The organism is Spirulina subsalsa PCC 9445, from assembly GCF_000314005.1.
GTDB classification, from domain to species: domain Bacteria; phylum Cyanobacteriota; class Cyanobacteriia; order Cyanobacteriales; family Spirulinaceae; genus Spirulina_A; species Spirulina_A subsalsa.
In genome coordinates this window covers 3,621,475-3,645,929 of the sequence record NZ_JH980292.1, presented here as the reverse complement: position 1 = coordinate 3,645,929, position 24,455 = coordinate 3,621,475, and the positions used below count along the sequence as shown (strand labels likewise).

Genomic DNA, 24,455 nt, shown 5'->3' with positions numbered 1-24,455 from the left:
ACAGAGGCTAATTATGTTTAAGTTCCTCAAACAAGTGGGCGACTATGCCAAAGAAACCGTACAAGCGGCTAAATATATCGGTCAAGGGCTATCTGTCACCTTTGACCATATGCAGCGCCGTCCGGTGACGGTACAGTACCCTTACGAGAAACTCATCCCCTCAGAACGGTATCGCGGCCGCATTCATTTTGAGTTTGACAAATGTATTGCTTGTGAGGTTTGTGTGCGGGTTTGCCCAATTAACCTCCCGGTGGTGGATTGGGAATTTAATAAGGAAACCAAGAAGAAAAAACTCAATCACTATAGTATTGATTTTGGCGTTTGTATCTTCTGTGGGAATTGTGTTGAATATTGCCCCACGAATTGTTTATCCATGACGGAGGAGTACGAGTTAGCCTCTTTTGACCGTCACGAGTTGAATTATGATAACGTCGCTTTGGGTCGTTTACCTTACAAGGTGACAGATGACCCCATGGTGACACCGTTGCGAGAGTTTGCCTATTTGCCTAAAGGGGTGGATGACCCCCATGATTTACCCCCCGGTTCCCAACGGGCAGGTCAACGTCCGGAAGAAATTATGGAAGCTATGAAGGCGGGGTCTTCGGACTAGGTGAGGCTTGAGCCGCGATGAACGAACATGAGTATTAACAGCAGGAAGGAGAACAGAAAGGCGTGAATTTAGCGGAAGGTGTTCAGATTGTTTCCTTTGGCATCTTGGCTGTGATGATGCTAGGGGCAGCGTTGGGGGTTGTCCTCCTCAATCAGATTGTCTACTCGGCGTTTTTGCTGGGTGGTGTATTTATGAGCATTTCGGGGTTATATATCCTGTTGAATGCTGATTTTGTGGCGGCTGCCCAAATTTTGATTTATGTGGGGGCGGTCAATGTGTTGATTTTGTTTGCCATTATGTTGGTGAACAAGAAGGAAGAGTTTAAACCTGTGCGCAATCGTTGGATTCGTCAAGGGGCGACGGCGTTGGTTTGTGTGGGTTTATTGGCGTTGCTCAGTACGATGGTGTTGGCGACTCCTTGGGCGGTGGATACTACGGTGGTCAATGCTAGTAGTACGATTATCCAAATTGGGAAGCATTTCTTTAGTGATTTTCTCTTGCCGTTTGAGTTGGCTTCGGTGTTGTTGTTAATGGCGATGGTGGGGGCTATTATTCTCGCCCGTCGTGACTTTATCCCGGAACGGAAGGCCACAACGACTGAGGTAGAAACGGCTTTAACTTTGCCGGAACGTCCTCGTGAGTTGTCGGGTAGTTAATGGGGTAGTGAATTGTCAATTGTGTTGGGGGTAATTTCTGAATTACCCCTAGGGTCTAAATGAGTATTGAGGAGTCGTAATGGAATTACAGTTAGAATATTTTTTGTTACTGGGGGCGGCGTTATTTTGCATTGGAATTTATGGGCTAGTCACCAGTCGGAATGCGGTTCGGGTGCTGATGTCTGTGGAGTTGTTGCTCAATGCTGTGAATTTGAATCTCATGGGGTTTTCTAATTTTTTAGACCCTGTGGAGATTAAGGGACAGGTGTTTACGGTGTTTGTGATTACGGTGGCGGCGGCTGAGGCGGCGGTAGGTTTGGCGATTATTTTGGCGATTTATCGCAACCGTGACACGATTGATATGGAACAGTTTAATCTATTGAAGTGGTAGAGTGAACTACAGCTCATCATCGTTACGCGATGATGAGTGGCTTCTTCTTTAGAGTTCGTTGGGATCTATGCCTAGTTCCCGTAATTTGGCTAGGGCGCGATCGCGTTCCTGTGTCACTTGCTCTAAATCCCGTTGTATTTGCTCCCGTTCTGCCATCACCTCTTCTGGGTCTTGAAAAAGCTCACCGTTGGGATGAAAAACCCTTAATTCATCCCCCCCTAATTCAAAGCGAATCTGTAACAGGGGAGAAGTCCAAGGCAGATTCAGGGGGGTGATTAGGGAAAATTCCTGTTCTGGAGTTTCTCGCACAAATCCCCAAAAATCTCGGGAATCGGGGTCATAAAAAAACATCTCTAACACCCCATACTGTTGATAAAAGGTCTGTTTTATGAATATCTCCCGCCGGGTATTACTAGGGGAGAGAATCTCAAAGACCACTTGAGGGGGAATATCATTCTCTTGCCATTGTTTATAACTGCCTCGATCTCCGGGGGGACGACCGAAAACTACCATTGCGTCGGGGGCTTGGGCTGGCACGGGGGAGGCTTGGACTTGGACAGGATACCAGAGTAAATCACCCGCGACAAACACATTTTGTCCAGCAAAGAGGCGTTTTAAGTTGCTCACAAGACGGACAATCCAACGATATTGGACGGTATTTTCTGCCATAGGCTGACCATCGGAATCAGGATATAGGTCTAAGTGGGTGATGGGTGTTTGAACCATTGTTCTGTTGCTCCCCCTAGGTAACAGATTCAGCCTTATTCTAATGCTAATTTAACTTGAGTTGTGTGCAAAATTAGGGAACGGGGAACAGGGAGTTGGGAGTCGGTGTAGGGGCGCAATGCTTGCGCCCTAGGGAGTCGAGAGTCGAGGAATCAAGAATTATTACCTATTCCCTATTCCCTGCTCCCCTGTTCCCTAACCCCACAAGTAGACTTTTTCAGCCAGCCCGAATCTACCAAACCCGTAAAACTTTCCCCTGTAAGGTTTTCCCCCACCAGTAAGTGTTTTGACAGGCGGAATGGAGGGTGGTGGAATCCACTGTCCAAGGGGCTTGGGGATCGAAGAGAATAAAGCCGCCTTCGGTGCCGAGGGTACATTCTAGGGGCGGTTGTTGGAGACAACGGCGGGGGGCGGTACTCAGGGCGTGCCAGAGTTGGAGGGGGGTCCAATCTCCTTGGAGGATTAGGTGGTGCCAGAGGAGGGGGAGGGCGAGTTGCAGGCCGAGGGCACCGGGGGGGGCTTCGGCAAAGGCGACGGTTTTTTCTTCGTAACTGTAGGGGGTGTGGTCAATGGCGATCGCATCAATTACCCCACGTTTCACTCCCTCTCCCAAGGCTCGGCGGTCGGAATTGTTCCCCAAGGGGGGATCTAGGCGCAAATTAGGGTCATAGTCCATCAGGGCGCTGGTGTCGAGGAGGAGATGGTGCCAAGGGGTGCTGGCGGTAATGGGGAGGCCTTTCCCTTTGGCTTCGGCAATCAGTTCCACGGAACGAGCGGTAGAAACCCGCATCAGATGAACAGGAGTAGAGAAGGCGGCGATAATTTCCAACAGGGCGGCGAGGGTGGCACTTTCGGAATAGGCGGGATCTCCCACCAGTCCCACTTGAATGGAGAGGGGACCCTCACGCATTACGCCCTGTTCTTGCAGTTGGGGGTGAGTTAGCCCGAAAGCAAGGGGTTTTTGCCAAGGTTGAGCATATTCGAGCGCCCGACGCAGTACGCCCCAATGGGCTAGGGTTTTGCCGTCACTCCAACCGATTACGCCCTGTTGCCGCAGGTCGTCGAGTTCGGCTAGTTGTTCTCCGGCGAGATGGCGGGTAATGGCTCCCCAATAGTCAAATTGGGGGCGTTTGGGGAGGGTTTGGGCGTTTTGCTGGAGGAATTGACAGGCGGCTGGGGTGTCTAAGGGGGGGGTGGTGTCGGGGAGCAGAGTAACATGGGTAAACCCCCCAGCTAGGGCGGCTTGGGCGAGTTGGTCGAGGGTTTCTCGGTCTTCGTGGCCGGGGTCGCTACTATGGCTGTAGAGATCGACTAAACCGGGGGCGAGAATATAGCCGGAGGGGGGGGTGATTTGGGTATCGGCGGGGTATTCGGTCAGTTGGGGGGCTAGGGCCTCAATTTTGCCCCCACAGATTAAAACGTCTGTGGTGCGATCGCTTTGGGAGAGGGGGTCGAGAATCCGAACTTGTTGCAATAATTCGTTCATAGGGTTTTAAATTCCGGTTGCTTGCCCAGAATACGCTGAATAATACTCGTCGTTGAAGAGGGAATTTCGACCTGTACTAATTCAATCTGTCCACCGTAGGCTTGAACCGTAGGATATTCGGGTAAGGTATCGGGGGTATAATCGCCCCCCTTGACATAAATTTCTGGTTTGAGTGTTTCAAGGAGAAAAGTCGCGGTGGTTTGCTCGAAAATAACGACACCATCCACGGGTTTTAGAGCCGCTAAGACCTCTGCTCGTTCTTGTTGAGGGATAATGGGGCGGGAGGGCATTCCGGGGCTGTAGGGCTTAATTTGAGCCACAGAACGGTCGCTGTTTAAACCGACAATTAGGGTTTTGCCCAAGGCTTTGGCGGTTTGTAGGTAGCGCACATGACCCGCATGAATCAGGTCAAAACAGCCATTGGTAAACACGAGAGGCCGCCATTGGTCGGGATGGTTGGTGATTTCCTGTTGTAGTGCTTCGAGGGAGTAGAGGCAAGACATAAGCGTAAGAGGGGGGGAGGAAAGAACCTGAACCATCGGGGATTCTCGCGTCTCTCTTTGACCCATTAAGTTAGCATGGACGAAGGGGGATTAGTGGGTGAAACTGGGGGTCTGTTCACAGGACGGTTCACGCATTAAGATCCCGTCTTCAAGGTAGGTGATTTTATCGGCGACGGTTTTTAAGCGGGGGTCGTGTGTCACCATGACAACGGTACAGTGTTCTTCTTTGGCTAATTCCCGCAGCAGTTCAATCACCCCATGACCACTGTGGGAGTCTAGGGCGGCGGTGGGTTCGTCTGCCATAATGAGTTGAGGTGTTCCCACTAGGGCGCGGGCGATCGCAACTCGTTGTTGTTGACCCCCAGACAAGTCTCGGGGTAAGTGGTGCATCTTGTTCCCTAACCCCACTTTGTCCAATAAATGGATGGCTTCGGGACGACGTTCCCCTTTGCGGATGCCCTTCATTTTCATGGCTAATTCCACATTTTCCAAGGCCGTAAGCGCTGGAAATAAATTAAAGCCCTGAAAAATAAAGCCAATATTGTGGAGACGGAAGCGGGCTAATTGACGACGGGACATCCGGGTAATTTCATGACCCAAGAGATAGACTTTCCCTTGGCTCGGGGTCAAGAGTCCAGCTAAAATTGACAGTAAGGTGGTTTTTCCAGACCCGGAAGGCCCCATTAAAAGCTGAATGTCCCCCCGTTCAATGGAAAGGTCAATACCTTGTAATACAGGGATTTGTTGCTGTCCCATCGAGAAGGTCATGTCTACCCCGCAACACTTAATCGCGCCTTTAGGCATAAATTCGACACAGTGTAAAGTAGGAACAACCTGGCTCGGATTGGTTAGTTGGAGTCGAGATGTGACCATCAAAATTGAGTGAATTGACTAAATCTAGAGACGGTATGTTACTGAATGTAACGCTATAGTAGCGACTTCTGACCGGACTGGAAAATCAAATGATCGATTATAGCTAGAACAAATACAAATAAACTAAGTCAGGGTTAAAGCCTCTGTTGTAAGCTTAAGAGCGTTAATTGGCTGCAAATGTTTCTGAACCCTATCATAATTCTCCCCCTCCAATCGTGATACATCATGGTAATTGCGGAATCGCCTAACCTATGAGTTTTACTGCTAGTTATACCATCCATCTTTCCGAAACTGACGCGGCCGGAGTGGTTTATTTTGCTAATGTCCCTCACTTGTGCCATGTGGCCTATGAGGACTCCTTACTGGCGGTGGGGATTGACCTCAAAGCTTTGGTCAGTCCCACAGGTTTGGCGTTGCCGATTACTCATTGTGCGGTGGACTTTTTCCGACCTTTGTTTTGTGGCGATCGCATTCTGATTGTCCTCACACCTCACACTTTAGATTCCAGTAGCTTTGAGGTGATATACCAAATCTATCATCACCCCACAGGCGATCGCCCCGTTGCCCAAGTTTTAACCCGTCATGTTGCCATTGACCCCATCCAACGTCAGCGTCTGACTCTTCCTCCCGACCTGATTCATTGGCTGACCCGGTGGCAAGCCTTGGATTCATAACCTGAAACTGACTACAAAGGAAGCCCTAGAATTTCCGGGAAGTCCGGAACACCAAGCTTTCCCCTTGTAGGACAATCACAAGTGTTGTGCAGTCAGGCTTACTAAAACTATGGGACTTTCTCGCCAGACTATTCAAGGGGGGAGTGCGATCGCCTTAATCGCCCTAGTGGGTGGTTTGGTCGCCACCAATCCCCCAGAAGAGGCTTATCTCAATTATGCCTCGGAAAAATTCGTTAGCGAAATAAAAGAAAGTGCTTGTCAGCAAAATGTGTTACATCGGATTCCGGGGGGAGTTCATGATTTCTTGCGAGATATCGGTTTAGACAATAGCCAAAACCGCTTACAGCAGCTTTGTCAGGACAGTTTAACCGCAGGAGGCGATCGCCTCAAACCCTTCCTAAAAGATTTTATCCAACAATCCACCACCCAGCAAAACTTTCAAATCTTTTCCCTCTATCACACAGAAATCCTCGATCAAAAAGTGACCACCCTCGCCATCCTAGGCCACTTCATCAGCTTTACCTAGCACTTGCTGTTCTGCGCATTTCCACGGATACAAGCCCCAAAAACCTTATCTCATCCGTATTCTTTCTTAATCAAAAGCGCAGCAAAAATAGAGGAATTGGCTATTGTAGAAGCTTATCCCCATTCGTTAAAGTAGAAACATAGAGAACGGACTTGAGGAAAAGACCACTTTTTCAAAATGTTTCGGGTCATGATGTTCCTGATACTATGACCTGATTCTATGAAAGCAAGTCGTCTTGATCTAGGTTCAAGAATCCAGTTCAATAATCCATCCTCAGTGTTTTCGTTTCTATCCGGGGAATTTTAAACTCTAGAACAGGGTGGCATCATTGAATCGAAAGTAGAAGCAAACAGTAGAGAAGAAATATTACAATCTTTAGTTTTTCTCAGAACATCTACCCAGACAAGTTTTTGAATGCTCACGCCTGAAATAGATGGATAAAGCAGCAAGATTTACCCCTTCTGTTTTGTCCATTTTTTGTTTTTAATTTGTCCTTCCAAAATTCATAAATTTCAACCCAAAAACATCCGGCAGGTCGCAACCCACCGGGAACCAGTGAAGTTATAGTTAATTAACCATTGATTCTCCCGTTTGACCATTAGGCAGAATAGCCGTCTCCAGTAAAGCATGGGAAAAATCCGCCAAACTCAAATTCGCCCCAATCAAATTCGCCCCCTTTAAATTAGCCTGATTAAACTTTGTCCCCATTAAATGAGCCAATAATAATCCCGCTTGGCAAAGTCGCGCTTGAGACAAATTAGCATAGGACAAATTCGCACTTAATAAATTCGCCCCCGTTAAATCGGCATGAGACAATTTCGCCTTTTGTAAATTGGCATTGGTCAATTCTGCCCCTTGTAATTGGGCATAACGCAGATTAGCAGAGGTCAGAATGGCTCCCTTTAAATCAGCCCCTTCTAAACTCGCTCCCTTCAAATTGGCAGCCGTTAAATCTGCATTACGCAAATTGGTAAAACTTAAATCCGCCCCTTGCAAATTCGCCCCCCGCAAATTAACCCCATTAAGATAGGCACAAGTCAAAATGGTAGACTGTAAACTAGCCTGTTCTAAATTGGCTTGAGTTAAGATAGCCCGAGTTAAATTAGCCTGATTTAAGTTCGCTTTTGCCAAGGCCCCACGAGTTAGAGTGGCTCCCGTCAGATTTGCACCCTTTAATTTACTTCCTTTGAGAAATTGTGCTTGCACCAAACTACAGCCTACCAAAGAAGCCCGATTAAGATTTGCCCCAGAGAGATTGACATTCGAGAGAATAGCCCCACTGAGGTCTGCGGCAATCAAACTCGCTTCAATCATAGTCGCTCCGCTCAAATTAGCCTCAATTAAGAGTGCTTGATTGAGTTGAGCATGATTGAGATTCACTTGACTTAAATTACTCCGCATTAACTTCGCTTCCGTTAAGTCTGCGTGCTTAAGGGAGGAGTAACTCAAGTTAATTTGATTGAAGTTAGCGTGGGCAAAGTTCGCCTGACGGACTTTAATCCGGGAAAAATTGCGCTCTCCTTCGCTCACTCGACGTAAAAGTTCATCAATGCTGAAAAGCTGGCTTTTACTCATAAAAAATGGGTGGATGGTTTTTGATGGAGTAGACAAAACACTCGATCAAAATGAATGGATATAAAGATAGGAAAAGGAAAAGATTCGATCCAGTTAAAAAGCGACCCGATGAGAAAATTTCTAAGTAGGGCTAAAAACTAAGGGGTTTGAAGGCTCAGTTTTCGTGAGATTTTCTCATCTGTCCTGATGGTTGGGGAATTTCGACGGTGAATCAGCTACAAATGGACAAAGGAAATTCCCTGATTTTGCATCCAACAAAGGAAACGGGCTGTCCAACCCGGTCTAGGCATTAAGCTTGAGAAGTCCTTGATTGCGGAGAGTCTGGCTAAGAACCCGCTTTCTTCCCAGTCATGGCATGACATACAGTTAAAACTTGATAAATAAATTGGATGGATTCGACGTTCAACTGATTCTCTATATCCCTTAAGGATACTCGCTTGAGGGGGGTTCTGGCAAGGGGGATCTAGAGGGGAGAGCGCGGGGCTTCTCGGCGGGTTAACGAAAAGCGCACCCTAAGAGAGGGTGCGCCTAGGGGAAAAAGAAGGTGACTTCCTGCCGACGCTGAATTGAAAATTACAGCGCGGGGCTTCTCGGCGGGGAGCTAACTTACCATAAACCGGGGATAGGAGCCGTTTGAGGAACAGGGGCCATCATGGGTTCAGAGGAGGGTAAAACCGAAGAACGAGGTTCTTCTTGGTTGTGGTCATATTCAGCCCAGAGAGATTCAACCCGGCTGCTGAAGTCGGAGGGGGAAGAGATGGAGATTCCTCTGGGGGCTAATCCTACAATGCGCCGCCCTTGAACAAAGACGGGGGTTCCGCCCATTAAGTTCATGGCCCCTAAGTCTGATTGGGAAACACCGACCCACATTAAGGGATCCTCGCTTCGTTCGAGTTCGACTAAAACCTGAGTTCCCACAACACTGCGCACGACTCCGCGAATTTTAGGCTCACGGGAGGGGCTGGATTGAGCGAGGAGAAGAGGATTGCTATCGGGTTGAGCTTGTACTACATCGGCGGCGATCGCACTTAAACCAACAGCGAGGGCTGTTCCAGTCAACACAGCGAATTTCGTAAGACGCATGATTAAATCTACCCCATGAGACGATTTACACTTACCGATAATAATATGAGGTTTTGCAATCAATGCAAGCTTTTTGTTTCTGGGGGGCTGCTAAGGTCTTGTTTTTGCCGGATAAACAAATCGATCTAAGATGGAATAGATAGCTTTGCACTGCTCATCGGGGAGTTATGAAACAACCTACACCGGAAACGGCTTTGACGTTTGGCGATTGGGCTTATGTCGCCATTGCCAAGCACTACCAAAAAATTCTCAAACATGAGCCAGAAGTCCTCAAAGATCAAGATCCCGAAGAGTTACATCAAATGCGAGTAGGGATGCGGCGTTTACGCACCGTCTTAATTGGTTTTACCACGGCGTTAAACCTACCCAAAGGCATCCGCGAGCAAAAAGTGGGCAAGTTGGCTCGTATTTTAGGGGAGTTACGAGATTTGGATGTGTTGGGGGAAAGTCTCCAGAAGGACTATCTCCCCCATTTACCCAAAAAAGAGCAGAAGGTGCTGCGAGATGTGTTCCCTGTCCTCAAACACCAACGCCATAAAGCTTTTAAACAAGTTCGGAAAGCTCTCAACGATAAACCCTACCTGAAATTAAAACAACAGTTTACAGATTGGTTAGAATTCCCCCAATATCACGCCATTGCCTCCCTGCCCATTGAGGATGTTCTCGCAGATTTACTCTTGCCCCAAGTGAGTCAATTGTTGCTACATCCGGGCTGGTGGGTAGGAGTGGGGAGTTCAACGGGTGCTGTTGTTTTGGATCCGTCTCCTCGTGCCTTGATGGAACAAGTGTTCACCCATGAGATTACCTGTTTACATAGTTTGCGCAAAGAGGCCAAGCGATCGCGCTATCAACTGGAACTATTTACCCAGTTCTACGGGGAAACCTATCAAAACTATGTTCAAGATATCAAAAAAATTCAGACCGTCTTAGGCGACATTCAAGATAGTTTTGTTTTAGTGGAATTTTTACAAAGTATTTTTGCCGATCCCATTGAGCAAGAATTACCCCATTTAACTCAAAAACTACAAGAAATTCGCTGGGAAAAATGGCAAGCTTGGCAAAGTTTACAAACTCAGTTTACTCAAGCTGAGATCCGGAATCATTTCCGCTTGACTATCCAAAAACTGGAACCCGTAATTCAGCCTCATCTCCCCAAAGATTTAGTTTTTGCCCCAGAGTCTTAGAACATTTCTCTCCGGGAGTTTCAAAAAGGGTGCGTCAGGGTGCAAGGCATTTACCCAGATTTGCCAAAAAGCCTCATATCCAAAACCTCTGGTAAGCTGTACGCGATTATATCCTGATTTGTTGGGTTACGCTACCGCTTCACCTAACCTAGGGTTTATTGGTTTGTTGCCCACTGTTTTAGGTCGGGATAGTTGATTTTTCCTTGGGCATTGCGGGGGATTTTGGCTCTCACTAACCAACGTTTGGGATGTTTAAAGGGACTTAATAAGGGGGCAATTTTTGCCTGAATTATTTCTGGGGTAATATCTCCTGATTTAGGAACATAAATGGCGGTGACAATTTCTCCCCATTTAGCATCAGGTAGCCCAATGATACAAATATCTTGCACGCAGTTGGTTTGAAAAATAATCTGTTCAATTTCTGGGGGGAAAACATTCTCACCTCCAGTAATGATTTTTTGACTATTGCGACCGAATATTGATAAATATCCCTCTGGATTAATCTTGCCGAGGTCATCGGTGATAAAGATTTTCGCTTGTTCTGTTCCGTGGGGATAGTATCCCCAATAGAGGGCGGAACTTTCAATCTGAATGATGGGGTTTTGGGGGGATTGTAGCGTAATTTTGGCATGGGGTAAGGTCTGACCACTACACCAAATTTTGTTCAGGAAATCACGGGGTTTTAATGTGGCAATTTGGGCGGCAGTTTCGGTCATGCCATAGGTTAGGGCGAGGTTGATTTGATGGTGATAGGCTTGCTCTAACAGGGCGTTGGGGGTGGATGCGCCTCCGACTAGAACGGTTTTAAATTGCTGCAACCATTGGGGATTGTGTTCTAGAATAAACTGGAGTTGGGTGGGGACGAGGGAAATAAAAAAGTCTTGCCAGTTGTGGCTTAAAAGGGGGGCGAAAAGGTTATTATTTGTTAGGGCTTTTTTGAGGTCAGAATAATTATAAATGGCGAGTTTTCCTTGTGTTAAAAATGCTCTTATCCCTTGCATTAATCCACTAACATGGTATAATGGAAGCAGGCATAAACTACAAACCGGTTGTTGATTGAAGTAGTGATAAAAGCCCTCGACGGCATGAGTTAAGGTTTCCCAAGTATGAATCGCAAAACGGATTTTACCGGATGATCCTCCGGTGGGGATCATGATGGCTTGGGGGGGGAGTTGGGGGGTGGGAGTTGGGGGAAAGGTGGGGGGAGGGGGAGAGATTCCCCAGATGATTTGGGGTTGGGTGAGTTCTAGGACGGATTGCCATTCTTGGGGGGTCCATTGGGGGTGACAGAGGAAGAGGGGGGCGTTGTGGAGTAGGGAGGCAAAGAAGGCCGCCAAGAATTTAATGGGGTCGGATTCGGCGAGGCAAATTCGCGGGGGGGTGGGGTAGGTTTGCAGGGTTTGGCGATAGGAATTGAGGTGATTTAAGAATAGGTTTCCGGGGGGATGAATTAACCAGTGGGGAGGGTTTTTTAGGTGGGTTGTGAGGTTGTCCACAGGTCGTTTAACCAAGTTTTTTTCAGGGGTTGGAACCATTGGGTTGTGCCGAAGCCTAATGCTCGTTGGGGGGCGATTTCTTGGGCAAGGTGGAGGGCGGCGGTGCGGGCGATTTCGGTTTCTAGGACGGAGGAAAGGACGAGATCAAGGGGGTGGGTTTGACAAAATTGGCGGAGTTTTTGGGGGGATCCGGCGATCGCAACCTTCACAACAAAAACACCGCGCCATCCTTGATTATAGCAGGTTTTGAGGTCGTTTAAACGGGCAACAGATTCATCTAGGGCGAGGGGGGTTTGATATTGTGCTTGTAGGGTGCAGAGGGTGGTAAATTCTGCGGGGGGTAAAGGTTGTTCGAGGAATTCAATCCGGGAGGTGCTTTCCCCCATTTTCAACCATTCCCGCGTTTCCTTTTCCCTAAGTCCCCCATTGCCATCTAAGCGCAGTTGTACCCCTTGGGGTAGGAGGGTGTCGAGTTGTTGAAAGATATCTAATTCTTGGTGTAAGGGCAAAACCCCAATTTTCCATTTAAAGGTTCTCGCTCCCTGTGCCATCAGACTAGGCCAGGTCTCTAAGGCCGCTTGACCCGAGGGGAGGAGATAGGCAAAACGGGAGGGGGGAAGGGTAGGGGGAGGGGAGGGGGTGAGTAATTGGTGCAAGGCGGATTCAAAGGCAAATTGACAGGCGGGGAGGGAATCGGGGAGGCTGGAAAGGAGGGTGGGGGAGACTTGGGGGCCGAGACTTTGACAAAATGCGATCGCCTCCTCCAAGGTTTCGGACCCAAACTCTGGCAGGGGTGCAATTTCCCCCCAGGCCACTTCCTGCTGTAGGTTTTCTAAACGGAGAATAATCCCCTCCCGTACCTCCCAGATGCCGTGATGGGTGTGTAACGGCCGCAAAAAAGGGCGCTGGTAGACGCGAAACGTGAAACAATAGGACATGATTCTTTCAACCTCCCCTCAAACATGGACGCAATTGAAGTTACAGGGTTACGCTACTACGGTTATGTTGGTTTCTTACCGGAAGAACAAGTTTTAGGTCAATGGTTTGAAGTGAACTTAACCCTGTGGTTAGACCTTTCCACCGTCGGACAAAACGACCAACTCGACGACACCCTCAACTATGCCGAGGTGGTGGAAAAAGTGCAATACCTCATGGAAACCTCGAAATTTAAGACCCTTGAACGGTTAAACACCGTGATCATTGAAACCCTGTTACAGTTTGAACGGGTGGAAAAAGTGCGATCGCGCTTAATCAAACTCTCTCCCCCCATTCCCGGTTTCCCCGGCCATGTCATGATTGACATGACCCGAGAACGGTAATCGTCCCCCCCTTGATTGAGCCCTCCTATGTCTCCCACCTCATCCCCCCTCGTCAGTATCCTCATCCCCGCTTACCGTGCTAAACAGACCCTTGGGGATACCATCCAAAGCTTACTGACCCAAACCTATCCCCACTGGGAAGCGGTTATCGGTTCTGATGACCAAGTAGACTATCTAGACCACCTCGCGCAACAGGGAATTAGCGACACCCGCTTAAAACAAGCCGATACAGGAGGTTACGGCACCGGAGAAGCCCCCGCCCGCAACGCCGCCCTCACCCTTGCTCAAGGGGAAATTATCGCCAACTTAGACGCGGATGACGCTTATCAACCCAATCGTCTCGCTGAGTTAGTTCCTCTCGCCCTAAAATTCGGTGTAGCCCTAGATAATACAGGGGTTTACAATTCCCAAGGTCAGCTTTATAAGCGTCCCTTTCCCGACCGCACCGCCCTAAGTTTTGCCACAGCCGAGGATATCTTAAATCCTCGTGTCCCCTTTTTCCCCGTCTTTCGTCGGGAATTGGCCGGGTCAGGGTGGACAAGGGTTCCCTTTGCGGCCGATGTTTTATTTAACCTCGAACTCCTCAGCCGCAGTGAACAGGTCGCCCTTCACCCTCAACCCCTCTATCGCTACTACAAACGGGATAACTCCATCACCCAATCCCCCAAGGCCTTTGAGACAGCAGAACAAGCTTATCAAGCCATTTTATCCCTGTTAGACCGGGGAGAATTAGAACTGACCCCAACCATCCGCGCCTCGGCACAGGCTGAATTTACCGCCAATCTCCGTTTAAATGATCTCTTTCGTCAGTATATGCAGGAGGGACGCTGCCAAAATCTAGAGGAATTTCTCGATCTGACGGAAAATGGCCATGCGGCTTGGTTGCAACCCGAATTAAACGCCCTCCCTCGCCCCAAGGCCCAACAATCATGAAACTTCTGTTTATCTCTAGTCCGGTTAGCTCCCTGAACAGTGGTCGTCTGGGGGGAGTGGCGGTCAATCTACAAACGATTGCCCGAGAAATGCTCGGCCGACACCATGAGGTGGAAATTGTCGCCCCCCCGGATTCTCGTTTAGAAGGGTTAAAGGTGACGGAAATTCCTGGCACGCTACAAGGTTTAGTCCCCCATCCCACCTATGAAGATCCGGTTATCCTCCCGGACAATGCCGTTGTCGCGAATCTGTGGGACTATGCCCGTCAAGTCCAGCTAGATTATGACCTGATTCTGGATTTTGGCTATGAGTGGCTCCCCCTCTACCTGTCGCCCTTTTTTCAGCGTCCAGTACTGCACTACATTTGTATCGCCTCTTGGACTTCGGTCATGGATCGGGCGATCGCACGAGTGGCTGATCTTTGTCCGGGGACTCTGGGCGCTCATACCCAAACTCAAGCCAATACCTATCCTTGCCCAGAAGCTTTTAGAATTTTGGGTGGGGGAATTGACTTGACAAAATACGAGTTTTGTGATACTCCGGGGGAGAGTTTCGCTTGGGCGGGTCGGATTTCACCGGAGAAGGGATTAGAGGATGCGATCGCCGCCGCCCAAACCCTTGGCGTTCCCCTCAAAGTCTTTGGCTATTTACAAGATCCCGAATATTGGCGCAAGTTACAAGCCCAATATCCCGACGCGGATTTAGACTATCGGGGGTTTTTATCAACCCAAGATTTTCAGCAGGAATTAAGGCAATGTCAGGGGCTGTTGATGACCCACAAATGGATTGAAGCCCTTGGCCGGGTTGTGTTGGAAGCGCTGGCCTGTGGGGTTCCCGTCATTGCCTATAATCGCGGGGGCCCCTCGGAATTGGTGGCCGATGGGAAGAGTGGGTGGTTAGTGGAACCTGATTCTGTTTCTGGGTTAATTGAGGGGATGCGTCAAATTGAGCAAATCGAGCGCGCTGTGTGCCGCCAAGAGGCAGAAGAGCGCTATTCTATGGGGGCTTTTGGCGATCGCCTAATCCGCTGGTTTAATCGCGTACTGTAGGGAACGGGGAATCGGGAGTCGGGAATCGGGAGTCGGGAATCGGGAGTCGGGAATCGGGAGTCGGGAATCGGGAGTCGGGAGTAATGTCATTGCGAGGTACGAAGCAATCTAGTCGGGAGTCGGGAATCGGGAGTCGGGAGTCGGGAGTCGGGAGTCGGGAGTCGGGAGTCGGGAGTCGGGAGATTGCCTCTCCCCCTCTCCCTCTCTCCTGCTCCCCTGCTCCCTAGTCCCTCACTCATCACTATTCCCTGAATGTTGGAAACGGGCGATCGCAATATAGCCATCCTTCTGCTCAAAACCCACATTAAGCAGCCCTTCCCAGCGTTTAATAATCTCCCTTTCCCCCTCACGGTTAGCATCATCAATCACCACCGTCACATCCGGGGCAAATTGGGGCAAAAAATAAGGCAACGCCGGATAGCGGGAATATTGAATCGACTCCTCATAGGCCGGGGGGCCATCCACCAATAATAAATCAATCCCTTGTAGAGAACCTAGAGTTGCCCGAAGAATTTCCGTATCATACCAAGGGGTATTTTGTAACGATAAATCCGTAGGTTGTAAAGGCGCATAAACCAAAGTAACCAAGTGAGATAAACTTTCCCGTTCCAACTCACCTTGAACCCAATTCATCCAATCTAAATTATGTTCAATCGTATAAAGATGTCCCCCCTTTTGACGAAGTAACCGGGCAATATAAAACGTCGAAACCCCCGCCCCACACTCCACAATTTTAGAGCGTTGATTAATCACAATTTCATTCAGCACTTGCACCAAACCACTAGGGCGCATCGCGTAGCCACTCCAAGGCAGATACTCGCCACATAAAGGCGCTAAATACTGCATCGCCAATATATCCTCTTGATTGCGTAGAATTTTCTCTAAATCATCCATCATTCCTCCTAACATTAGTAACCTGTCCTCAACTTAAAACCCCGTAAATCACCTCCCGTAAATTGACCCCCGTAGGTTAGGCATAGGAAAAGCGCAACCCAACAAAAGCTAGTAAATCACCTCTACATTGTATTCGGTTTGTGTACTAAGTTTGTGTATTCGGTTCCTAGGGGCGTATTGCATACGCCCAAAGGATTTGTAGGGCGCATCAAGACTTTAGAAATTAATTTTATTACCTAGGGTCTGCTGTTCGCGAAGCGTTGCGTAGCAATATATCCCTCTAAGCAGAAGTGTTGAATCGGTACTTATGAACTAAGTACAAATGGACACACTAACCCTGTTAAGGGGTAAATTTAACCAGGTGGCACTAGCTCTCTAAACCAGTGTACATAGCTAATTTTTTGACACATAAACGCCTGTAAATATCGCAATTTATCCAATAAAGATTTACCGAACTCTGTCGGTATCTTGAGCATATTTAGAAGTAAATAGGCAATCAGACAACTATAAATCTGGATTTCAATTCCGTTGATATTTTTAGGGATGAGGCGATCTAATTTGAGGTGCATCTTTAAAAATTTCCAAAGCAACTCAATTGACCAACGCAAACGATAAAACTCGGCAATTTCTTCTGAGCTAACTCCTCCTTCTCCCGTCTCGGGTAAGTTCGTTACTAATCGAAACTCAGTCTTTTTCTCTAAGTCGCTAAAACTTACGACTCTAGCTTCAATTTGTTCGCGACCTTGGCCTAGTAAACAATTGCCATTATCTAGGAAAGTTAAGTGAACATTGTTCCTAATTCTCAGAACGAAGTAGCGATCCTTCAACTTTTGTAACAGGGCAATTTGAATTAGGCTAAAAAAGCCTCTATCCATTATTCCAACGCCATTAGCTGGAATTGATTCTAGGGTTGTATCGCCATATTTATAGTCATGACCTTGACCAAAATGAAGGAAGAGTCCGCCTGGAATTCCGGTGAAGAGATTTAGACCCGCAAAAAGCTTGACTTGGTGAACTTCTTGATGCCAGAGTAACTTACTGGTGAGAGTGACAATGGTTGAATCTAAGGGAAAAAGTTGTAGCTGATTGGATGGAATCTTATTCTGTTTAAGAAACTGTTGTGTTAGATGAACCCACAATTGATAAAAAATTTGAGGATCGCGATACTTACTGGCTTTAGAAAAGGTGGAAATATCAACAGACTCCCCCATAATATTAAGCCTCTTGAAGAGACTTCTCATACTGGTTTGACTCTGGTCAAGAACAAATTCAAGCCAAATGGAAACGAATTTAAAAGTATTTAAGACGGGATAGTCATCTTGAGGCAAATGACCGAGGCATTGTTTGACAATTTGAGGAAAGTTGGATAGAATCAAGGGATTAGTTTTTTTAAAAAAGTAAGCCCCTATTTTAAAACAATAGGGGCTTTTTGTCAAGTTTTTTACTAACATTCAACACTTCTGCCCTCTAAGCAGTGTTACTAGGAGTTTCAGCCATTTTAAGAGCGATAAACTGCAAGGTTTTAGGGATAAATAATCAAAAAGGCTTGCCTTTTTTCGACTCCCCTTCCCGTTCCCCGTTTCCCAGCCGGAGTAGAGTTATTCAGCAAGCCCTAACTAGATTTAAACCGCCACTAAGCCAAATCAAACAATAAAATTTCCGCCTCTTGAGTTGCCTTAATATCCAGCCTTGTTTCCTCACTCACCGCCGCCGCGTCACTGGTATTTAAAACCACTCCATTTAACTCAACAGCCCCTTTAGCTACCTGTAACCAAGCATACCGTTGAGGGTTTAACTCATAGGAAACCTGCTCCCCTGCCGGAATAATACCCGCATATAAACTCATATCCTGATGCACCGTCACCGCCCCATCTTTACCCCCTCTCGCCGCCACTAAATGTAAATGATTAGGTGTCTGAGCAATGGGGAAACTTTTCTGTTCATAACTCGGTTCTAAATCCTGTTGTTCCGGCAAAATCCAAATCTGCAAAAGATGGACTTTTTCCGAAGTCGAGGGATTATATTCACTGTGATAAATTCCCGTCCCCGCGCTCATCCGTTGCACCTCTCCGGGCTGAATAATAGAACCATTGCCAATACTATCTTTATGTTCGAGAGAACCTTCTAAAACATAGGTAATAATTTCCATGTCTTTATGACCATGAGTTCCGAATCCCGAACTTGGATTAATCCAGTCCTCATTAATGACCCGTAAACTCCTAAAATTCAGGTGATTGGGGTCATAATAACTCGAAAAGGAAAACGTGTGATAACTATCTAACCAGCCGTGATTTGCGTGACCTCGTTCGTGGGATTTGCGAAGCTTAATCATCAGAAAACCTCTCAATTCAATGGGTGTTTGTTCTATTTTTACTTTAAAGCAAGTACAATGAATTTGGAAAGTATGCACTTAAAAGTAAGGTAGTACCCAAAAAGATACTATGGAAAATGCAGTCACAGTAACCGTCGGAAAACAGGTGAGTTGCGCCGTAGAAATCACCTTGCGCGTTATTGGCGGCCGGTGGAAAGTCTTGATTTTACGGGAACTGTTCGATGGAGTGAAGCGCTTCGGGGAGTTACAACGGGCGTTAAGCGGGATTACCCAGAAAATGTTAACCCAACAGTTGCGGGAAATGGAAAGGGACGGCATCGTACACCGTCAAGTATATGCCCAAGTTCCCCCCAAGGTGGAATATTCCCTCACGCCTTTGGGAGAGAGTCTAAAGCCCATTTTAGAGGAAATGCACCGTTGGGGAGAAAAACATCCTAATTCTTGAATCGGTTCTGGTAGGGGCAATTCATGAATTACCCCTAGGACATGAGTTCTAGTGCCAAAACTATTTCAAACCGCTAAATATTGCTGCACTTTTTGCACCAGATTGTTCGTCCAATATTCAGCCACATTGAGTTCTGCGGCCTCTACCATGACGCGGATTAGGGGTTCTGTTCCCGAAGCCCGGACCAAGATCCGGCCTTGATCTCCGAGTTCTTTTTCTGCTTGGGCGATCGCATAAGTGAGCAGATCACAATCTTGCCAGTGTAAACGGCGATCGCGATCTTCCACCCGCACATTGCGCAACAATTGAGGATAGGGGCGGAAACTCTCCTCCACTAACTCACTCAGCGTTACCCCCGCTTGTTTCACCAATGCCGTCAAATGCAGCGCCGTCTGTAAACCATCCCCCGAGAAACTATGGTGATGGCAGAGAATATGACCCGACTGTTCACCCCCTAACATTGCGCCCGTTTCAAACATTGCCGCTTGAACGTGCTGATCACCCACCGCCGTCCGCAGGAAACGACCGCCCCGTTGCTCCCAAGCGCGCTCAAAGCCTAAATTCGCCATGACAGTGGCCACAATCAACTGATCGGGCAACTGCTGCTTATTTTGCAATTCTTGACCCCAGAAATAGAGAATATAGTCCCCATTCACTTCCCGGCCTTGACTATCCATAGCCATCACCCGATCTGCATCGCCATCAAAGGCAAACCCGAGATCAGCCTGATGACGTTGAACCGCCTCTTGTAAGAGCGCCAAATGCGTTGAACCACAATTAACATTAATGCGATCGCCATCCGGTTGTTCATGTAAACAAATCACCTCAGCCCCTAACGCCCGGAACACTGCCGGAGCCAGATAAACCGAAGCCCCCCAAGCCAAATCCAAAACAATCCGCAACCCCCTAAAATCTAAATTAGGCGGCAGCGATTCCTGTAGAGCCTGTTGATACCTTTGAATTAAACGGGGGCGACTGTGATATTGTCCCCAATGGTGGGGCATCGTGACGGGACTGCCTAACTCTCCTCGTAATCCTGCCTCAATTTGTTTCGCGGCCTCCTTGCTCAGTTTTGTCCCGTTTGCGCCAAAAAACTTAATTCCGTTGTCCTCTGGGGGGTTATGACTGGCGGAAATCATCACCCCACCCATCGCCCCCGTTTGCGCCGTCAGGAAGGACACACAAGGGGTAGGACATAGGCCCAAATTCCACACCTCTAACCCAGCCGTCGTTAACCCGGCCGTCAGTGCGGTAGATAACATATCGCTAGAATTGCGGGAATCTTGCCCTAAAATCACCGGGCCTGCTTGTGCTGCCGTAGCCTTAAACAATTGACCCGCCCAGAAACCGACCTCTAGGGCTAAAGAGGCGGTGAGAAGTTCCCCCACCTTTCCCCGGATGCCATCGGTGCCAAAGAGGGGGGTTTTCGGTAGACCTGCATAGGCTTGGCGGGGGCCATGACGTAACGATTCTAAGGTTTGGGGTAGATGAACAGGGTTCGATCCCTGAATTCGCACGGGAGATGTTACCATCGCTATTACTCCTCACACAACACACAACTTTACAGTGGAGAATACCACTTTAGAACGAGATTATTGTTACACACCTTTCTTTTCTGGGGAAATTGGCCTCTTTCCGGTTTTTCTGGGATTTTTACAGCGCGGCGCAGAGAAGGCACAATTATAACCTTTCTTTTTTAGATTGCCTTGCAAGATTTCGGGCAAACCTCAAGGGTTTTCCCGAAAATGCCCGTTCTCCGGTCAAGATAGGTTATGTTAACTTTTGAACGGGCAAGCAGACTTTAACAAAAATGTTGGGGAATGCCCCTTCCTCGCTTGCAGGGGGGGGATGGACTTGACCACTAACTCCCAAAGCGAAAACCAAGCTAAAAAGGGATGTGTTGCAAGAGAAGATTTGGGTCTTAGGAACTAGGACTTCTGCTTGGGGAGGGAAGATAAGACTCGCTATATTTCGGTATAGAAAGCACTTCCCCTTGAATCAGGAAGCTCCATCCTCGCACCTCGGCAGGGTGGGGTAGTTTACTCGTTTTCCCAACAGTCCTGCATTTGCGCCAAGGTTAACCCCTGAGCAATATAATCCGGTTGTTCGGGATTGTAGGGACTACGGATCCGATCAATACTTAAAATCATGGCTTGCTGGGGTAAAACAGGCACATCTGGATCAAAAGCAGTAGGCCGCATCAGGGAACTGGATACCCCTTTAAAAATGGCAATTTGATCCAGTTCCCCGTCAATTTCTGCCGTCACCAGAAGAACCTCTTCGGGATGGTTCAGGGTGTATTGTTCTAATCGTTTGGCGATCGCACTCCTTTCCACCATAACCCCTCAATCCTCCTCCTGCTCTACTGTTCAATCGCGATTCGACCTTGACGAGCCAGACGAATAATCAAAAAATACCCCAAATAGACCCCATAAACCACCAAAGCCACCGCTCCAAAAAAGCCTACAATTCCGGGGTCTGTATTGCGATGAAACCACCCCTTATAGAGTAACGGTGCTTCTCGCCACACTTGGCAAAACTCCTGTTGAAAGGCCACCTGAGAAAAAGCACAGGACAGGGTAGGAATAGAAACCAGTGCGCCCAGGGTACAATAAATTGTCATCGCCCAACGCCAACCCGTCACCCACAGTTTAAAGCGACTCCCCGGCATATCCTCGATTTCGTCATTAATATCCACCCAAAACCAGAGCGCCAAGGGAACCAAAATCCGCGCTATAAATCCAGTCACATAGGCAATCGGCCAAGCCGGAATCATCAAATACACGGTAATCATCAACAGACTCGCCACCCGCCAATAAATCACCAATAGGCGAGTAATGGCCTCAGAACGCCTCACTAAAGACCAAATCAATAACCCCAAGGGAACAGACACCGCAAACAAAACCGCTAAACGGTAGTCCATCCAAACCCAAGGCTTAATAAACCAGATTTCATCTTGCATGATTCTCTATTCGTCAACCAGATTGCCCTAATCATTTTGACGATAATAACATGGGATGCCCGCAAGCTCTCGTCTTTCAAGCGAGGGGTTGGGCGACTCGCTGGTTTTAACAAAAATGTTGCGGAATTCCCCTTCCTCGCTTGCAGGGAGGGGATGGACTTGACCACTAACTCCCAAAGCGAAAACCATGCTAAAAAGGGCTGTGTTGCAAGAGAAAATTTGGGTCTTAGGAACTAGGACTTCTGCCTGGGGAGGGAAGATAAGACTCGCTATATTTCGGTATAGAAAGCACTTCCCATTGAATCAGGAAGCTCCATCCTCGCGCCTCAGCAGGGTGGGGTAGTTCACTGGCTCTCCTGACTTTATGGGGATTAGCAGAACTTATCACGTTCGGGGGGGACAAGATGAGAAAAACACCGATCTCTATAGAGATCGGTGTTTTTGGTCTATTAACATAAAGTTGAAGCAGAGGGATGGGGGAGTTAGCCCCTCAATCTTTCTAAATTTAAGCTAGATTTTAGTCATCATAGATTCTGCACTCAGCAGCATCGGGGTTATCATCACAGTACTTCTCAAAAGAGTTTTTAGGTTCTTTCACCTGTTGGTGAGAAGCTTCTGCCTGTAGTTCTTCCACCGCATCCCAAGCGGCTGCACAGTCTGCCGAGGTTGCGCCCTCTGTGCTGCAAACGGCTCTAGCCTCTTCGCGTTCCTTTTCAATTTGTTCGTGAATGTTGTTATTCGCCATTATTGTTTTGCTTCCAATTCCTGCTACAGGACTTAAATCCATGATTATTCTAGCGGATTCTCAAGAATCGGGGGACTCTAGAGACGATTTTGCAGAATTTAACCTTGAACTTGGATAGATCAAGATTGTGACTTCCTCCCCACGTAACCACCAGTATAGCGCGAGGCAACTGGCGCGGATTAGCTAACCCCGGCCGCGTCTCCGACGGCCTCGACTGTGACGACTGGTAGACACATCATATTCGAGAGCAGCGCCCATTGCGAATAAGACCCCACTAAACACATAAAACACCTCTAATAGTCCTCCACTTTCGTAGGGTTGGGAGAGGGTGGTTGCATATTTAAACCACATATCTGCAACATATTTAGCCAAAGCGGCCGCCGCAATCATGCGCCAAGACTGGGAAAAACGCCCACCCCAAAAGGCCAACAATAACGTCGCGGCAATAATCATTAAGCCCACATCGGCGATCGCATAAAATAGATTAACAGGACGGGAGAAGACCGCCAGAAAATCATCCGCTGCCTTGACCCAGCCCGGAACGTTATCATAGGGGTTGGCCGCCACTTCTGGCGCGATGGCTGGGGCCTCAGCGATCGCGCCCGTCCCTTCTGCTTCCACCGTTTCCACCGTCTCTCCTCCCTCCTCAACTTCTGGGCTTTGGGCGGTTGAGACACTCAGCCACACCGCGAAGGCAATGCCCACAATGGCCACCAAGGCAATCACCCCCCACTGTTTGGGGTCTAAATTCACCCGTCGCGGTAACACCGCCAACACCATCCCCCAGCCCAAACATAGGGTAAAAGCCACATAGAACAAGTCGGCTGGGGAAATTTCCGGGTCAAGCCCAAAATATAACTCCCAAATGCCGAAGACAATATTACCTAAAGAAAACGCCGTAATTCCCAAAAATATAAAAAACCAGACACTGCTTCCTGATGCAATTTGAGGGCTTTTCCAGTTGCGATAACACAACGCAGAAGCCACGATAAAGGGAAAGGTTTCTAAGATGTAGGTGCCAATTAAATACCAAAAAGGGCTTTCTTGCCCCGGCGGCGTGATACTAAACAATAAAAAGAATAAAACGGTAAAAAATGACCAAGCAATCCCCACAATCACGACATTGGCTCCGGTCAGGAGGTTAGTGATTTCAAGGGGTTTGGCGGCAGTTTTAGATTTAGGCATGGGTCAAAAAAATCGGTAGATTCCCATAGGATAACGATTCAGCTTCAGTTAATAAAAGATCTTATCTTGTAATTTTGGAGTTGTTCAATCCATTCATTCAAATCTCCTTGATATTCACACTCAAACCCCGACTGTAACCACTCCGAGAGATTGACCTGGGGCAGTTCCACCACCTGATCGCAGACCAAGGGATTAAACCCTTGACTCAAAACAGCCCAGAACAGACTCCGAATGAGATCCAGTAAAGTTTTCAGCCAAAATTCCTGATTCCCCGGCACGCCAATTTCTTCGACAATATCCATTTCGACCCACATTTTATGAGCGCCGAAGTGAATTTGTGCCATCCATTGGGAACGGGGGAGATGGGTAGGGGACGTAATAAGCTTAATATGTTGTGCGCCCCAACGTTTCAAGATGGGGACACTATAGACGAAATTTTGAAAGGTATTTTGAGCGCATTTTTCCAACCAGACATTCTCAATCGGGGCTGCACTGCGTCGGAACAGCAACAACACACAAGGATCTTTAGACCCATTAGAAATTAAAATGGGAATATTCGGATATTCATGAGCGAGTTCCGAGACATACATTTCCCGGCGAATACTACCACCGAGGACGAAAATAGCATCAATGGGCTGATTGGAGGCATTTTGCAAGGCCGGAATCAGGCTGACTCCCCAGCCGGCGAGGATGACCCCGAGACTAGAGAGAATTGCTAAGATAATCAGTCGCCATCGTTTCATGAAACAAGCCCGAAAGTTTAAATTAAGGACGTTCTAGCACCTCGCGGGGGCAAAAACAAAACAGG

General features: G+C 47.9%; 28 protein-coding genes. 11 read left to right on the top strand and 17 right to left on the bottom strand.

Going from position 1 to position 24,455, the window contains the following annotated elements:
• Positions 1-13: 13 nt before the first annotated feature.
• From ndhI to nuoK, 3 genes are all read left to right on the top strand, one after another.
• Positions 14-610 carry an NAD(P)H-quinone oxidoreductase subunit I gene (gene ndhI, locus SPI9445_RS0116625; protein WP_017305906.1) on the top strand — a complete coding sequence of 199 codons (597 nt, stop codon included), beginning with the start codon at positions 14-16 and terminating at the stop codon, positions 608-610.
• A gap of 62 nt (positions 611-672) precedes the next feature.
• The gene (locus SPI9445_RS0116620; RefSeq protein ID WP_017305905.1) at positions 673-1,266 is read left to right on the top strand and encodes an NADH-quinone oxidoreductase subunit J; all 594 of its coding nucleotides are present in this window, start codon (positions 673-675) and stop codon (positions 1,264-1,266) included.
• 79 nt (positions 1,267-1,345) lie between these two features.
• Entirely contained in the window at positions 1,346-1,657 is a 312-nt protein-coding gene (gene nuoK, locus SPI9445_RS0116615; RefSeq protein WP_017305904.1) for an NADH-quinone oxidoreductase subunit NuoK, read from the top strand.
• A gap of 48 nt (positions 1,658-1,705) precedes the next feature.
• Here nuoK and SPI9445_RS0116610 read toward each other — a convergent pair whose 3' ends face one another.
• The 4 genes from SPI9445_RS0116610 to SPI9445_RS25925 form a co-directional block, all read right to left on the bottom strand.
• Positions 1,706-2,383: a Uma2 family endonuclease gene (locus SPI9445_RS0116610; protein ID WP_017305903.1), complete on the bottom strand. Its 678-nt coding sequence runs from the start codon at positions 2,381-2,383 to the stop codon at positions 1,706-1,708.
• Between the two features lie 232 nt (positions 2,384-2,615).
• Entirely contained in the window at positions 2,616-3,869 is a 1,254-nt protein-coding gene (locus SPI9445_RS0116605) for a dihydroorotase (protein ID WP_017305902.1), read from the bottom strand.
• The gene (locus SPI9445_RS0116600; protein ID WP_017305901.1) at positions 3,866-4,372 is read right to left on the bottom strand and encodes an adenylyltransferase/cytidyltransferase family protein; all 507 of its coding nucleotides are present in this window, start codon (positions 4,370-4,372) and stop codon (positions 3,866-3,868) included. Before SPI9445_RS0116600 ends, SPI9445_RS0116605 begins: the two co-directional genes overlap by 4 nt.
• 90 nt (positions 4,373-4,462) lie before the next feature.
• Positions 4,463-5,245 carry an ABC transporter ATP-binding protein gene (locus SPI9445_RS25925; RefSeq protein WP_071525299.1) on the bottom strand — a complete coding sequence of 261 codons (783 nt, stop codon included), beginning with the start codon at positions 5,243-5,245 and terminating at the stop codon, positions 4,463-4,465.
• Between the two features lie 251 nt (positions 5,246-5,496).
• On the opposite strand from SPI9445_RS25925, the gene SPI9445_RS0116590 reads away from it, so the two are divergent.
• Positions 5,497-5,919: an acyl-CoA thioesterase gene (locus SPI9445_RS0116590; RefSeq protein WP_017305899.1), complete on the top strand. Its 423-nt coding sequence runs from the start codon at positions 5,497-5,499 to the stop codon at positions 5,917-5,919.
• Positions 5,920-6,028: 109 nt separating this feature from the next.
• Positions 6,029-6,445, top strand: coding sequence for a DUF4359 domain-containing protein (locus SPI9445_RS0116585; protein ID WP_017305898.1), 417 nt, complete (start codon positions 6,029-6,031; stop codon positions 6,443-6,445).
• A 567-nt stretch (positions 6,446-7,012) separates the two neighbouring features.
• Here SPI9445_RS0116585 and SPI9445_RS0116580 read toward each other — a convergent pair.
• Complete coding sequence (locus tag SPI9445_RS0116580) at positions 7,013-8,020, bottom strand: pentapeptide repeat-containing protein (protein WP_017305897.1); 1,008 nt, start codon at positions 8,018-8,020, stop codon at positions 7,013-7,015.
• Between the two features lie 606 nt (positions 8,021-8,626).
• Positions 8,627-9,103: a hypothetical protein gene (locus tag SPI9445_RS0116575; protein ID WP_017305896.1), complete on the bottom strand. Its 477-nt coding sequence runs from the start codon at positions 9,101-9,103 to the stop codon at positions 8,627-8,629.
• 167 nt (positions 9,104-9,270) lie between these two features.
• Between SPI9445_RS0116575 and SPI9445_RS0116570 the strand changes: the two genes are divergently transcribed.
• Entirely contained in the window at positions 9,271-10,287 is a 1,017-nt protein-coding gene (locus SPI9445_RS0116570; protein WP_017305895.1) for a CHAD domain-containing protein, read from the top strand.
• 155 nt (positions 10,288-10,442) lie between these two features.
• On the opposite strand, the gene SPI9445_RS0116565 is transcribed toward SPI9445_RS0116570, so the two are convergent.
• Positions 10,443-11,783: a 2-succinylbenzoate--CoA ligase gene (locus SPI9445_RS0116565; protein ID WP_017305894.1), complete on the bottom strand. Its 1,341-nt coding sequence runs from the start codon at positions 11,781-11,783 to the stop codon at positions 10,443-10,445.
• The gene (locus tag SPI9445_RS0116560) at positions 11,759-12,721 is read right to left on the bottom strand and encodes an o-succinylbenzoate synthase (RefSeq protein WP_017305893.1); all 963 of its coding nucleotides are present in this window, start codon (positions 12,719-12,721) and stop codon (positions 11,759-11,761) included. Before SPI9445_RS0116560 ends, SPI9445_RS0116565 begins: the two co-directional genes overlap by 25 nt.
• A 24-nt stretch (positions 12,722-12,745) precedes the next feature.
• On the opposite strand from SPI9445_RS0116560, the gene folB reads away from it, so the two are divergent.
• The 4 genes from folB to SPI9445_RS28740 all read left to right on the top strand — a co-directional run bounded on the left by folB (position 12,746) and on the right by SPI9445_RS28740 (position 15,311).
• Positions 12,746-13,102: a dihydroneopterin aldolase gene (folB, locus tag SPI9445_RS0116555; protein ID WP_017305892.1), complete on the top strand. Its 357-nt coding sequence runs from the start codon at positions 12,746-12,748 to the stop codon at positions 13,100-13,102.
• Between the two features lie 27 nt (positions 13,103-13,129).
• Positions 13,130-14,035, top strand: coding sequence for a glycosyltransferase family 2 protein (locus tag SPI9445_RS0116550; RefSeq protein WP_017305891.1), 906 nt, complete (start codon positions 13,130-13,132; stop codon positions 14,033-14,035).
• Positions 14,032-15,084, top strand: a complete 1,053-nt coding sequence (locus SPI9445_RS0116545; RefSeq protein ID WP_017305890.1) for a glycosyltransferase — start codon at positions 14,032-14,034, stop codon at positions 15,082-15,084. The genes SPI9445_RS0116550 and SPI9445_RS0116545 overlap by 4 nt, the downstream gene beginning before the upstream one ends.
• 83 nt (positions 15,085-15,167) lie before the next feature.
• Positions 15,168-15,311 carry a hypothetical protein gene (locus SPI9445_RS28740; protein WP_237747976.1) on the top strand — a complete coding sequence of 48 codons (144 nt, stop codon included), beginning with the start codon at positions 15,168-15,170 and terminating at the stop codon, positions 15,309-15,311.
• A gap of 4 nt (positions 15,312-15,315) precedes the next feature.
• On the opposite strand, the gene SPI9445_RS0116540 is transcribed toward SPI9445_RS28740, so the two are convergent.
• The 3 genes from SPI9445_RS0116540 to SPI9445_RS0116530 all read right to left on the bottom strand — a co-directional run bounded on the left by SPI9445_RS0116540 (position 15,316) and on the right by SPI9445_RS0116530 (position 18,310).
• Positions 15,316-15,993, bottom strand: coding sequence for a class I SAM-dependent methyltransferase (locus SPI9445_RS0116540; protein ID WP_017305889.1), 678 nt, complete (start codon positions 15,991-15,993; stop codon positions 15,316-15,318).
• 338 nt (positions 15,994-16,331) lie between these two features.
• On the bottom strand, positions 16,332-17,351 hold the full coding sequence (locus SPI9445_RS0116535; protein WP_026079427.1) for an IS4 family transposase: 1,020 nt from the start codon (positions 17,349-17,351) through the stop codon (positions 16,332-16,334).
• A gap of 260 nt (positions 17,352-17,611) precedes the next feature.
• Positions 17,612-18,310 carry a pirin family protein gene (locus SPI9445_RS0116530; RefSeq protein ID WP_017305888.1) on the bottom strand — a complete coding sequence of 233 codons (699 nt, stop codon included), beginning with the start codon at positions 18,308-18,310 and terminating at the stop codon, positions 17,612-17,614.
• Positions 18,311-18,419: 109 nt separating this feature from the next.
• Here SPI9445_RS0116530 and SPI9445_RS0116525 point away from each other — a divergent pair, with 109 nt between their 5' ends.
• On the top strand, positions 18,420-18,755 hold the full coding sequence (locus SPI9445_RS0116525) for a winged helix-turn-helix transcriptional regulator (RefSeq protein ID WP_017305887.1): 336 nt from the start codon (positions 18,420-18,422) through the stop codon (positions 18,753-18,755).
• Positions 18,756-18,820: 65 nt separating this feature from the next.
• On the opposite strand, the gene glmM is transcribed toward SPI9445_RS0116525, so the two are convergent.
• The 6 genes from glmM to SPI9445_RS0116495 form a co-directional block, all read right to left on the bottom strand.
• Positions 18,821-20,287: a phosphoglucosamine mutase gene (gene glmM / locus SPI9445_RS0116520; protein ID WP_017305886.1), complete on the bottom strand. Its 1,467-nt coding sequence runs from the start codon at positions 20,285-20,287 to the stop codon at positions 18,821-18,823.
• A gap of 507 nt (positions 20,288-20,794) precedes the next feature.
• Positions 20,795-21,094: a DUF7734 family protein gene (locus SPI9445_RS0116515; protein WP_017305885.1), complete on the bottom strand. Its 300-nt coding sequence runs from the start codon at positions 21,092-21,094 to the stop codon at positions 20,795-20,797.
• Positions 21,095-21,117: 23 nt separating this feature from the next.
• Positions 21,118-21,717, bottom strand: coding sequence for a DUF3177 family protein (locus SPI9445_RS0116510; RefSeq protein WP_017305884.1), 600 nt, complete (start codon positions 21,715-21,717; stop codon positions 21,118-21,120).
• 517 nt (positions 21,718-22,234) lie between these two features.
• Positions 22,235-22,462, bottom strand: a complete 228-nt coding sequence (locus SPI9445_RS0116505; protein ID WP_026079866.1) for a Calvin cycle protein CP12 — start codon at positions 22,460-22,462, stop codon at positions 22,235-22,237.
• Positions 22,463-22,645: 183 nt separating this feature from the next.
• Positions 22,646-23,647 (bottom strand): hypothetical protein, encoded by a 1,002-nt coding sequence (locus SPI9445_RS0116500; protein ID WP_017305882.1) that lies wholly within the window; start codon positions 23,645-23,647, stop codon positions 22,646-22,648.
• Between the two features lie 44 nt (positions 23,648-23,691).
• Complete coding sequence (locus SPI9445_RS0116495; RefSeq protein ID WP_017305881.1) at positions 23,692-24,390, bottom strand: YdcF family protein; 699 nt, start codon at positions 24,388-24,390, stop codon at positions 23,692-23,694.
• Positions 24,391-24,455 lie beyond the last annotated feature (65 nt).

Coding starts and splice junctions, on each gene's coding strand:
- glmM (WP_017305886.1), bottom strand. CDS start 20,287: ATGGTAACATCTCCCGTGCGAATTCAGGGATCGAACCCTGTTCATCTA.
- SPI9445_RS0116570 (WP_017305895.1), top strand. CDS start 9,271: ATGAAACAACCTACACCGGAAACGGCTTTGACGTTTGGCGATTGGGCT.
- SPI9445_RS0116500 (WP_017305882.1), bottom strand. CDS start 23,647: ATGCCTAAATCTAAAACTGCCGCCAAACCCCTTGAAATCACTAACCTC.
- SPI9445_RS0116525 (WP_017305887.1), top strand. CDS start 18,420: ATGGAAAATGCAGTCACAGTAACCGTCGGAAAACAGGTGAGTTGCGCC.
- SPI9445_RS0116585 (WP_017305898.1), top strand. CDS start 6,029: ATGGGACTTTCTCGCCAGACTATTCAAGGGGGGAGTGCGATCGCCTTA.
- SPI9445_RS0116540 (WP_017305889.1), bottom strand. CDS start 15,993: ATGTTAGGAGGAATGATGGATGATTTAGAGAAAATTCTACGCAATCAA.
- SPI9445_RS28740 (WP_237747976.1), top strand. CDS start 15,168: ATGTCATTGCGAGGTACGAAGCAATCTAGTCGGGAGTCGGGAATCGGG.
- SPI9445_RS0116610 (WP_017305903.1), bottom strand. CDS start 2,383: ATGGTTCAAACACCCATCACCCACTTAGACCTATATCCTGATTCCGAT.
- SPI9445_RS0116580 (WP_017305897.1), bottom strand. CDS start 8,020: ATGAGTAAAAGCCAGCTTTTCAGCATTGATGAACTTTTACGTCGAGTG.
- SPI9445_RS0116600 (WP_017305901.1), bottom strand. CDS start 4,372: ATGTCTTGCCTCTACTCCCTCGAAGCACTACAACAGGAAATCACCAAC.
- SPI9445_RS25925 (WP_071525299.1), bottom strand. CDS start 5,245: ATGGTCACATCTCGACTCCAACTAACCAATCCGAGCCAGGTTGTTCCT.
- SPI9445_RS0116495 (WP_017305881.1), bottom strand. CDS start 24,390: ATGAAACGATGGCGACTGATTATCTTAGCAATTCTCTCTAGTCTCGGG.
- ndhI (WP_017305906.1), top strand. CDS start 14: ATGTTTAAGTTCCTCAAACAAGTGGGCGACTATGCCAAAGAAACCGTA.
- SPI9445_RS0116550 (WP_017305891.1), top strand. CDS start 13,130: ATGTCTCCCACCTCATCCCCCCTCGTCAGTATCCTCATCCCCGCTTAC.
- SPI9445_RS0116505 (WP_026079866.1), bottom strand. CDS start 22,462: ATGGCGAATAACAACATTCACGAACAAATTGAAAAGGAACGCGAAGAG.
- SPI9445_RS0116575 (WP_017305896.1), bottom strand. CDS start 9,103: ATGCGTCTTACGAAATTCGCTGTGTTGACTGGAACAGCCCTCGCTGTT.
- SPI9445_RS0116560 (WP_017305893.1), bottom strand. CDS start 12,721: ATGTCCTATTGTTTCACGTTTCGCGTCTACCAGCGCCCTTTTTTGCGG.
- folB (WP_017305892.1), top strand. CDS start 12,746: ATGGACGCAATTGAAGTTACAGGGTTACGCTACTACGGTTATGTTGGT.
- SPI9445_RS0116605 (WP_017305902.1), bottom strand. CDS start 3,869: ATGAACGAATTATTGCAACAAGTTCGGATTCTCGACCCCCTCTCCCAA.
- SPI9445_RS0116530 (WP_017305888.1), bottom strand. CDS start 18,310: ATGATTAAGCTTCGCAAATCCCACGAACGAGGTCACGCAAATCACGGC.
- nuoK (WP_017305904.1), top strand. CDS start 1,346: ATGGAATTACAGTTAGAATATTTTTTGTTACTGGGGGCGGCGTTATTT.
- SPI9445_RS0116515 (WP_017305885.1), bottom strand. CDS start 21,094: ATGGTGGAAAGGAGTGCGATCGCCAAACGATTAGAACAATACACCCTG.
- SPI9445_RS0116590 (WP_017305899.1), top strand. CDS start 5,497: ATGAGTTTTACTGCTAGTTATACCATCCATCTTTCCGAAACTGACGCG.
- SPI9445_RS0116545 (WP_017305890.1), top strand. CDS start 14,032: ATGAAACTTCTGTTTATCTCTAGTCCGGTTAGCTCCCTGAACAGTGGT.
- SPI9445_RS0116510 (WP_017305884.1), bottom strand. CDS start 21,717: ATGCAAGATGAAATCTGGTTTATTAAGCCTTGGGTTTGGATGGACTAC.